Genomic DNA, 9,670 nt, shown 5'->3' with positions numbered 1-9,670 from the left:
CCCTGAATCTCCCCCGGTTGCGCCCTGGCAAGTGCCTGAAATCCCCCTATACCGTATGGAAGCGAAGCTTCCGCATGCCGGTCGGGGTCAGGGGCAGCGTCAGGGCCTGCCCCCTCGGCCACCAGGACATCGCACCTTCGGAGGTCGGGATGAAGCGCCGTGGAATCGTCACCGTCATGGCCATGGCGGGTCTCACCGCCGGAGCGGCCACCGTCGCCGCCCAGGAGAACACCGGCGGCGGTGGCGGCGACGGACCCCACCAGAAGTCCACCGTGGAGTCCCACCAGTCCCTCTGGTCGTCGGGAAACTCGGGGGACCCGGGAAGCCCAGGAAGCACGGGCAACGTCACTACGAGCCTCACCGGCCTCAGCAGCCTCACCCATTCGCACGGCCACTCGTCGCACCATGCGGAGGTCCACTGCTCTTCGGAGCACGGCCACTCCGAGTCCCACGTCGTGGACAAGACCTGGCACGAGGACGGCGGGGTGGTCACGATGCAGGCCACATGCTCTTCGGGCTGATACGAGCTGACACGGGCTGGTGCGGCCGACTGCCAACTGCCGACTGAATGATGGTCCGCCGGGGGTCTGCAGCCCCCCGGCAGCACGAGAGCCGCCGGTCGATTCGGCCGGATGCCGGTCCGGCCGGATGCCGGTTCAGCCGGATGCCGGTCCGGCCGGATGCCGGTCCGGCCGGATGCCGGTCCGGCCGGATGCCGGTTCAGCCGGATGCCGGTCCGGCCGGATATCGGTTCAGCCGGATATCGGTTCAGCCGGGCGTCAGCTCAGCCGGGCGTCGGCGTAGACGGCCATCGCGTCGCGCTGGTACTCGGCCAGCCCGTCGGCGATCTTGTCGTAGTTCGCACGGAACCGCGGCTCGTCGACGTAGTGCTGCCCCAGCCCCTTGTAGGCGGCCGCGTTCGGGGTCCAGAACCGGCACACGCCCTGGTAGTGGGCGTCCACCTCGGCCTGCACCGCGGCGTCGTCGACCGGCGTACCGGCCACCATGAACTCCGCCATGCGGATCATCTGGGCCGTCACCTCACGCTGCCAGCGCTCGGTCTCCTCGGGGGACGTGGCCAGGTCCGCGGCGGCCTGGCGGGACTGCTCCCAGTGCTCCGGCCACCGCTCCCGGACCTCGGCCTCGTCCTCGGCGGAGAGCTCGAAGCCCTCGAAGAGGTTCTCCGGCCGGTTGATCTTCACCATGTCACTGCTGTCCTTTCGTTCCTCCAGTTCGGCGATGGTGCGGCCGACCGTGCGGGCGAGCGTCTCCAGCCGGTTGCGCTCCGCGAGCAGCCGTCGGTGGTGGTCGCGGAGCACGGCCACCTGATCGACCTGGCTGTCCAGCACGGCCCGGATCTCCCGCAGCCCCAGGCCCAGCTCCCGCATCAGCAGGATCTGCTGCAACCGCAGCAGCCCGGCCTCCTCGTAGTAGCGGTGCCCGTTGCTCCCGATCCACGCGGGCGGCAGCAGACCGATCTCGTCGTAATGCCGCAGCGTCCGGGACGTCACTCCGGACATCCGGGCCACGTCCGCGATCGACCAGGCCATGGCCCCGCCTCTCCCTCCGCCGGGCCGGTCTCTCCGGCCACGGACACGACCGTAGAAGTTGACGCAACGGAAAGCGCAAGTGCCGGTCACATCTCCCCGCCGTGATCCGTCAGAGCAGTGAAAGCACTGATGAACCGATGAACCGATGCACCGAGGAGACAGCGATGACGACGCACTCGATCACGACGGAGATCACGGCGGAGATCCCGATGGTCCCGCGGATGTCCGAGGACCCGCAGGATCTCGTCCCGGAGCTGGCCGAGGTGTCGAAGGCGCTGTTCAGGCTCACCGGCAACGGCTCGATACCGCGCGCCACGATCAGCCTGGTCCAGCTGCGCGCCGGCCAGATCGTCGGCAGCACCTACCTGACCGTCCTGCACACGGGCTTCCTGCGCAAGGCCGGGGAGCTGGAGGAGCGGATCACGTCGGTGGCGTCCTGGCAGGACTCGCCGTACTTCACCGGCGCCGAGCGCGCGGCCCTGGCCCTCGTGGAGGCCGTTCTCCAGCCGTCCGCCCACGGCGAGCGGGTCTCCGACGCCCTCTACGCCGAGGCGGCCGCCCACTACGAGCCCAAGGCGCTCGCCACCCTGATGTTCGCGATCGGCCAGGTCAACTTCTTCATCCCGGTCGCCCTCATCGCCAAGCCGGTCCCCGGCCGCTCCTTCACCGACCCGTGGAAGTAGGCCGGGCTCTGCCCTGCTCCTGACCAGCCGGACCGATCCGGCGACGGCGCACCGTCCTGAGACACCCTCAGCACCCAAACGGAAGGGGTGCCCGGATCCCTCCGGGCACCCCTTCCGGCCTGCGTCGACGCAGGGTTGGCGGAGAGTGTGGGATTTGAACCCACGGTGACATCGCTGCCACGACGGTTTTCAAGACCGTTCCCTTAGGCCGCTCGGGCAACTCTCCTCCGCCCCGCCCACCTGCTGCGGAGCGGGCTACAGCCTACCGGCTGAGCCGTTCGAACGGGGTTGCGGGCCAGAGATGGGCCATGAGGTCCAAGATCACCCCACCGTCGGGTCAGATGGCGATGCCCAGCGCATCCGCGAGCTGATCCAGACCAGGGGTATCGCTGGGGAGCCTCCGGTACAGGGCGAGCGCCCTCGTGTGGGTGAGTCCAGTCCGGTACGAAGCGGGCAGGCCGCCGTACGCTCGGGCGGCGATGTGCGCCGCTTCGGCTCGGTCGCCGTCGTGTGCCCGGCAGGCTGCCTGGTCGATGGCGATCAGGGCTCGGGTCATGTGAGACGGCGCGCGCGACAGCTCAAGCGCCCGGGTCTGGGTCTCGTAGGCCCGGTCCGTCTCCCCGAGCAGGGTCAGAGCCTGGCTCATGTGGACGTGGTGCTTCTGCATCGGGTAGCCGAACCAGGTGTCGGCATGCTGCTGGGGCGTAAGCCGCTCTGCAAGGGATTCGACGTCGGCGACCGCGAGGCGGGCCTTCTCCGTGTGACCACCGATGGCGTAAGCCCTGGAAGCGACGGCCGACGCCAGTGCAGCCGCAGCGCTGGGCTTGTCGCCCGCCAGATGCCGGGCCTGTTCGGCGAGCTGCGCGGCGGCCTGCGGGGCACCGTAGTTGAGCGGCACCATTGCCTCGCGCCCCAGGACCCACGCGTGCAGGAGGTTGTCCCCGGACTGCTCCGCGGCCCGACCCGCAGTCCGGAACCACCGATGGGCCTCGCGGTGCTGACCGAGATCGTGCAGGACGATCGCGACCATGCCCGCCATCTGGCCGGTCACGTAGCACAGCGTGGCGCGTCCCTTGACCGTCTGCGGCCGGTCGAGAAGAACCTTCAGCTCGCCGAAGTCCTCGGCAAGATTCGACAGCACGTCGGCCGGGGCCTGGCCGTGGTAGCCGTACCCGTACCGCTCGGCAGTGCTTTCCCAGAAGCCGAGATCCGACGTGGTGTGATCCGCGGCAAGAGCGGTGTCGATGTCGTGGCGGGTGGTGGTCAAAGCGGCGAGCCCGGGACCTGCCAGACCGGCAGCGAGCGCGCCGCGCAATACATCGCGGCGCTTCATGGGGTCTTCTCCATCTTCTTGATGTTGTAAGGGAGTTCGTGAGCCGGCGCTCTCCCATGGCCTCTCGGCCAAGCCTAAATCCCGGCCCGAAACCCGCAGGCCGTCGGCGACCCTTTCCAGGCCCGACAGGGACGTGACTGTCCCATGCCCTTTCGCCATCTGGCTCACGCGTTCGGCACGGATGCCGCATGCCTCGCTGATCCGGTTGAAGCTGATGCCCGCCTCGTCATGGGCCAAGGCGAACACGGCGCCGACATCACGGCGGGCCAGCGCTTCGGCGACGCGTCGATCATTCAGGAGTGCTGGTGGGAGCGCTGCCGGTGACGCCGGAAGTTCCATGCCTACCCCCTGAGTTGGTGGTACCCCCCACGGAATGTACCCATCGTGGGTGCCCCTTGCATGGGGTTACCGCGCTCGTCGCCCGGCTCTTAACTGGCATCGCCGACTGATCGTCCAAACCTCGGCGTACCCCCATGCCCGCGGCCTGACCGCCGGTGCTTCCCCCCTGTCTCGGCGGTCCTGGCGAACAGAAGAGACGGTGATCCCACGATGCACGGCACAGGAACAGGCAGAACCGGCGTGCCCCTGGATGAGGTGACGCACAGTATGGCCGCTGACCAGATGCTCCCGGGAGCCTGCGAATCCGGCAGCGCCCTCATAGTCGACCGAGTGGTCCTGATACAGCGGGACGCCCGCTACGACCATGCCTCGGAGGAAACCCGGTTGGCGGTCGAGGTGCACCTTCGCGACGGCAGCACGGTCCGTACGGAACTGGTGCTCGAACCGGCTCAGCTGTACGCGGTGGGCATCCAGGTCGAACGGGCCTTGTCCGCTCGCGAGCGAGCCCGTTCGGTGGTGCCGCGGTGATGGGCCGCCGCCGGTCTCGCGTCGACCACGAAGCCGCGGCCGTGATCGCCTGGCTGGGTGCGACGCTCGCCGCGTTCTCACTGCTGGCGGTGATCGTCGAACGGGACGTGAACGCTGATTCCACACGCATGGGGTTCGCGGTGACGGCTCCGGACGGCGATCCGACCACCGACGCCCCCGCCTGATCCCCCGGTGCCCGCCAGCGACCCTGCTGCCGGGCACCGGAGCCTTCACCGTCCGGGCGCAACAGGTCGTGTACCTGCGGCGCCCGGACTTCATCCCGCCTTGGCCCCTTCGACGTCATGGGAGACGTCTATGCAGCAGCACCTTCCCGAGTCCGCAGCGATGGCGGATGACGCGCGGCTCAGCACGGGCTACTACCTCGACCTCGGCCCCCTCAGTCCCTATGTCGCGGGTCTGCTGGCCCGCTGCCCGAGTGTGTTCGACATCAAGCCGACCATGGTCGCGGACCTGGACGACCCCGTCGCCTGTGGCTTGGACACAGACCGGGGCGGCACGATCGAAGATGGAGCGCTGTGCCGGGGCGAGGTCATCGTGCAGAAGGGAGCGCGCATCGAAGCTGGGGCCCAAGTGATCGGCCCCGTTCTGATCTGTTCCGGGTCCGTCATCGGAACCGGCGCTCTGGTGCGGGACTACGCCGTGGTCGGCCCCGGCTGCCGGATCGGCTTCGGCGCGGACATCACCCGAAGCCTGCTGGCCGGACACGTCTTCGCCAAGCATCCCTGTTTCATCGGCGATTCGGTAATCGGGCGGCGGGTCAATTTCGGGGCCTTCTGCTCGACCACCGGTCTGCGCTGCGACCGCGGCCCAGTCGCCGAACCGGCGATCGAGGAAATCACCGTCAACCTGGACGGGCACCGGATCGGTAGCGGCCAGACCAAATTCGGCGCGGTCATCGGGGACGAGGTCGCGCTACCTGCCGGGACGGTGCTGTCGCCGGGCACGCTGATCGGCCCCGGCACCGTGCTCTACCCCCATAACCACATCGGCGGTTTCCTGCCCGCCGGATCGCGGGCCAGGTGACGGCATGACCACCGCCCCTGACGGGCTCGTACAGGTGACAGGCAACCGTGCCCTGAGCGGCAGGTATCCGGTGCAGGGCAGCAAGAACATCGCTCTGCACCTTTATGCGGCGGCGCTCCTGGCCGACGTCCCGCTGACCCTGGAACAGGCACCGGACATCGTGGATACGGGCGTCTGTGCCCGCATCCTCCAGCACATCGGTACTGACGCCACGTTCGACGGCAACCGGTTCATGGTGGGACCGACCGACGCGTTGAACCCGGTGATCCCGCAGGAACTCGGCCGACAGATCCGCACTACCGCGGTACTGGCGGCTGCGGTCCTCGCTCGCGCCGGGAAAGTTGTCTTCCCGTACCCCGGTGGTGACGCGTTCTGCCCACGGTTGATCGACCGGCACCTGGCAGCGATGCAGGCGGCCGGGGCGGAGGTCGTCCCCACTGCCTCGGGGCTCCGGATCCTGACCGGACGTCGCGGACTGCATGCGTTCACCGTGGACATGAACACCCCGTACGGGCCAAGCCTGGGGGCAACGGTGACAGCGCTGTTGCTGGCCGCGCGCACGCCGGGCACATCGTTGATCACCAGCCCGAGCATCGAACCCGAGGTGACCGAGACCTGTCGGTTCCTCGCTGAACGGGGTGTGGCCGTCTCCTGGAATGCCGAAGGGTTGCACGTGTCGGGGAAGGACTGGATCGACGGCGGCACCTTCGAGGTAGCGGGCGACCGCATCGAGGCCGCCACCGTCGCCATGGCGGATGCGTCGACGGGCGGATGCGTCGACCTGGTCGGCATCGCCCTCACTCACTTCCCCGACGGGCTGATCGCCCCTTTCGCTGACGCGGGCATCACCCTGACCGCCGACGGCGACACCATCCGTGTGCGGCTCGCGGGGGTGCTGTCGGGGGTGGAAGCAGCCACCGGTCCGCATCCCGGGTTGCCCACCGACACCGCCCCGCAGTTGGCGGCCATGCTCACCCAGGCCGCCGGACCATCACTGATCGGCGAGCGGGTGTACCCCCGGCGGGACACCCACGTCGCCCCGCTGCGAGCCTTCGGCGCGGACATCACCGCTACCGGGTCAATGATCCGCCTGCGCGGCCCCAAACGGCTCCACGCGGCAGACGTGCAGGCCGCCGACATCCGGGCGGTGACGGCGCTGCTGATCGCCGCCCTGGTCGCCGACGGGACCTCTACGATCCGGGGTCTGCACCACTTGCGGCGCGGCTACGGCCATCTGCTCGCCAACCTGGCCACGCTGGGCGCCGAGGTCACCGTAGAACCGGAGGTTTAGATGCCCGTACCGTTCAGCGCCGACGACACTGCCCGCCTCGGTGAGATGCTGCGAGAGGTGGTCGCCGATGGAGCGAGCCCCGGCGGTGTCGTCATCGCGGGGACCGCCGACGGCCGCCAGGAAGTCACAGTGGCCGGCGTGGTCGCCCCCGAGTGCGGACTGCAGCCGCCGACCGCGCACACGCTCTACGACATCGCGTCGCTGACGAAGGTCGTTGCCACTTGGCCACTGGTCGGCCGGGCCGTCCGAGACGGCTTGATCGACCTGGACGCCCCGATCCGTGACAGCCTCCCCGCGATGACAGGGGAAGCCCCCAGCGGAGAGGCGACCGTACGGCAGCTGATTGCGCACACGTCCGGCCTCCGTGCCTCCACCCGGCTGGACCACTACCGGAGCGCGGACCTGCCGCTGCACGAACTCCTGTGCCGTGAACCGCTGGAGGATACGCCGGGCACCCACCGCTACATCAACCGCGGCTACATCCTGCTCGGCCTCGCCCTCACCCACGTCCACCGACGGCCCCTCGACCAGGTCGCGGCCGACGTGTGGGCCGAGCTCGGCATGCGTGGCACGCTCTACGGCCCGGTCGCTCGTACGCCCGACGTCGCCCCCACTGAACAGCGTCTCCCCGGCGCCCCACGCACCTGGGGAAGCGCGCACGACGACAATGCCGCTCTCATGGGCGGCGTGGCCGGGCACGCCGGGGTGTTCTCCACCCCGACCGACCTCGCCACCTACGCCCAAGCACTTCTTGCCGCCGACGAATCCCACCCGCTCGGTGACTGGCTCCGCTCCAGTCTCGTCCCCCAAGCCGCGATCGAACCGGGCCTCGACCGCGGCCTGTCGTGGATTCTCGCCAATGGCGGGTCCGTCGCCTACCACCACGGGTTCACAGGCACCAGCCTCTACCTGGCCCCGTCGACCGGCCGCTACCTGACGATCTGCACGAACGCCGTCTACAACGGCCCGGCCCGAACCCGTCTCGCGCCGCTAAGGGCCCTCGCGCTGAAAACGATCTCCGTAGCCTGAACTCGCCGATCCCACAGTTGAGTTACTGGCCGCTCGCGCGGCGCCCACGCGGACGGCCACCCCCACCAGTCAGCCACGACGCGCCCGCGCTGTGACGATCACCCGCCACGTGTGCCTCCAGCAACCACCCACCGGCATCAGCCACGCTATCCGTTCCGTCGCGGCCGGTGCCCCTGCCGACTGTTGCGTTGTACGTCCGCCTGGCCCCGCGCCCGGACCAGTAGACGAGTGGCGCGAACGGGGCGGGCTCGGGCTGCGAGGGTACATGCGCCTGTACCGGCAGTTGGGTGGTCGGCTTCGGCGCTGTCGGACCGGCCCCGAGGCGCTTCCTGGGCGTGGTCGTCGCGGTCGGTTGGTCATTGCGCGCTGAGTGGCTGGGGGCCGCCGTGAGCGGGGCGGTAGACAGGAGCGACGGCGGCCACGGGCCGCCAGCGCGCGGCGGCCCGCGCGAGCGGGCCGCTCTTGATCCAGTAAAGAAACTCGTAACAGCTCTGCTGCTTCGCCTTCTTGGTTGCTTCCGCCGAAAATTTCTCCGCGCCTGCTTCCCGTTTTATGGCGCTTTGTGCTCTAGCGTGCCCACGTCTGCCCTGATCTGGGCTAGTCCGTTGTCCCCCCGCACGGCCTCGGACGCCCATCAGCTGTCGTGGACGAGGTCCTTGTACGTGGCCGGGGTGAGCTCGTCGGAGTGGAGGGGATCGAATCTGTAGGCGGGGGCGCCGGGGGTCGCGAGGACGCCGAAGCCCTGGCCGTCGTTGTCGAGGATCGTCTTGCCCGCCTTGCCCGCGGCGACCCAGTCGATCTCCACGGCGATGACGCAGTCGTAGCCGGTGTCGTGCGCGGTGAGTTCGAAGACCTCGGGATCCCCGGGCAAGATCTTGAAGGGGAAGGTCACCGGTGGGTGTCCGGGCATGCCGGGGCCTCCGGGATCGGCTTCGGCGACGACCACGGGGCTGGGCCTGTCCAGGTCGGTGGTGAAGGGACGTACGGTCTGCGCGCCGCCGCACTGGCCGTCCGCCACGGTGATGCCGGTGGTGGGTGCGGGCCGACGCTGGCGGAACCGCACGTGCATCCCGGTCAGCAGGACGGCCTCGTCGGAAGAGGTCTGGTTGGTGATGTCGATGGTTCCCGGTCCCACTGGCCGACGGTTCTTGCGGACGTTCTGTTTGTACTGTGCCGGGGTCTCGTCGTAGTGGTTCACGGGGTCGCAGCCGGCCTCCTCGGCCTGGATGTGGAGGTTCGGCGGCAGAGGGTCGGACGCGGGGCCCGACGCGGAAGCGGTGCTGCCGGGCGCGGCGCCGCGCGTCGGGCCGGTGGAACCGGCCGTTCCACGGGTCGAGTCGGTGACATCGAGGGCGTAGACGCCGCCGCCGACCACTGCCAGCGCGACGGCGGCGTTGAGGAGAACGGCTTTCCCGCTCCCCCACCTCCACGCGGGAGAGCCCTTCTGCGTGATCACCGGTGAGCGAGGCGGGGGCGGTGGTACGTCGACCGTGGTGAGGGGCGGCTCGGCGGGAGCGGACTCGCGCCGGGGGCCGGCCGACGCGGGCGGAAGCGTGCGGCGGACGCCCGTCGGCGCGGGCAGAGGCGGCATCGGAACCCCCGTGATCGCCGAGCGCGCCCGCCGCCACCGGACGCGGCACTCGTCCACTGCCGCTTCGTCGCGGGTCATCGCCCGCACCATCGCCACCGCGTGGTCGATGGACGGCAGCCGTTTGGCGTCCAGGGCGTCCTGCAGAGTGCTGCGGGCGACCCGTTCGCCGCTGGCCTCGGTACGGCGTACCAACTCACGCACCGACAGATCGCCGCCCAGGAGCCGCATCTGCCGCAGCCACGCGGCGAACTCCTCGACCGGGCTCTGTTCCCCGCCCTGTTC

10 protein-coding genes and 1 tRNA gene are annotated in these 9,670 nt (G+C 69.6%); 7 read left to right on the top strand and 4 right to left on the bottom strand.

The features are described from left to right. Positions 1-149: 149 nt before the first annotated feature. Positions 150-521: a hypothetical protein gene (locus K6I34_RS23805; protein ID WP_229328381.1), complete on the top strand. Its 372-nt coding sequence runs from the start codon at positions 150-152 to the stop codon at positions 519-521. 258 nt (positions 522-779) lie between these two features. On the opposite strand, the gene K6I34_RS23800 is transcribed toward K6I34_RS23805, so the two are convergent. Next, positions 780-1,550 carry a MerR family transcriptional regulator gene (locus K6I34_RS23800; RefSeq protein ID WP_229328380.1) on the bottom strand — a complete coding sequence of 257 codons (771 nt, stop codon included), beginning with the start codon at positions 1,548-1,550 and terminating at the stop codon, positions 780-782. 164 nt (positions 1,551-1,714) lie between these two features. Here K6I34_RS23800 and K6I34_RS23795 point away from each other — a divergent pair, with 164 nt between their 5' ends. Further along, positions 1,715-2,233 (top strand): carboxymuconolactone decarboxylase family protein, encoded by a 519-nt coding sequence (locus K6I34_RS23795; RefSeq protein ID WP_229328379.1) that lies wholly within the window; start codon positions 1,715-1,717, stop codon positions 2,231-2,233. Positions 2,234-2,369: 136 nt separating this feature from the next. On the opposite strand, the gene K6I34_RS23790 is transcribed toward K6I34_RS23795, so the two are convergent. Together K6I34_RS23790 and K6I34_RS23785 are read right to left on the bottom strand one after the other, a co-directional pair. Next, positions 2,370-2,459 (bottom strand) — tRNA-Ser (locus K6I34_RS23790). A 111-nt stretch (positions 2,460-2,570) separates the two neighbouring features. Beyond that, positions 2,571-3,905 (bottom strand): hypothetical protein, encoded by a 1,335-nt coding sequence (locus K6I34_RS23785; protein WP_229328378.1) that lies wholly within the window; start codon positions 3,903-3,905, stop codon positions 2,571-2,573. Between the two features lie 267 nt (positions 3,906-4,172). Between K6I34_RS23785 and K6I34_RS23780 the strand changes: the two genes are divergently transcribed. The 5 genes from K6I34_RS23780 (at position 4,173) to K6I34_RS23760 (ending at position 7,797) form a co-directional block, all read left to right on the top strand. Beyond that, on the top strand, positions 4,173-4,433 hold the full coding sequence (locus tag K6I34_RS23780; RefSeq protein WP_229328377.1) for a hypothetical protein: 261 nt from the start codon (positions 4,173-4,175) through the stop codon (positions 4,431-4,433). A 41-nt stretch (positions 4,434-4,474) separates the two neighbouring features. After that, on the top strand, positions 4,475-4,618 hold the full coding sequence (locus tag K6I34_RS23775; protein WP_229328376.1) for a hypothetical protein: 144 nt from the start codon (positions 4,475-4,477) through the stop codon (positions 4,616-4,618). Between the two features lie 130 nt (positions 4,619-4,748). Further along, positions 4,749-5,477, top strand: a complete 729-nt coding sequence (locus K6I34_RS23770) for a hypothetical protein (protein WP_229328375.1) — start codon at positions 4,749-4,751, stop codon at positions 5,475-5,477. Between the two features lie 4 nt (positions 5,478-5,481). Beyond that, a complete protein-coding gene (locus K6I34_RS23765) occupies positions 5,482-6,768 on the top strand; it encodes a UDP-N-acetylglucosamine 1-carboxyvinyltransferase (protein ID WP_229328374.1) in 1,287 nt (428 codons plus the stop codon). Continuing rightward, entirely contained in the window at positions 6,769-7,797 is a 1,029-nt protein-coding gene (locus K6I34_RS23760; protein ID WP_229328373.1) for a serine hydrolase, read from the top strand. It begins immediately after the preceding gene. A gap of 634 nt (positions 7,798-8,431) precedes the next feature. On the opposite strand, the gene K6I34_RS23755 is transcribed toward K6I34_RS23760, so the two are convergent. Further along, on the bottom strand, positions 8,432-9,670 hold a 1,239-nt coding region (locus tag K6I34_RS23755), incomplete at its 5' end, for a hypothetical protein (RefSeq protein ID WP_229328372.1).

Origin of the sequence: Streptomyces sp. UNOC14_S4, from assembly GCF_020740835.1 — a bacterium.
Lineage (GTDB): Bacteria > Actinomycetota > Actinomycetes > Streptomycetales > Streptomycetaceae > Streptomyces.
Note: the sequence above shows the minus strand (reverse complement) of the source record. Positions and strands in the feature narration are given on the sequence as shown.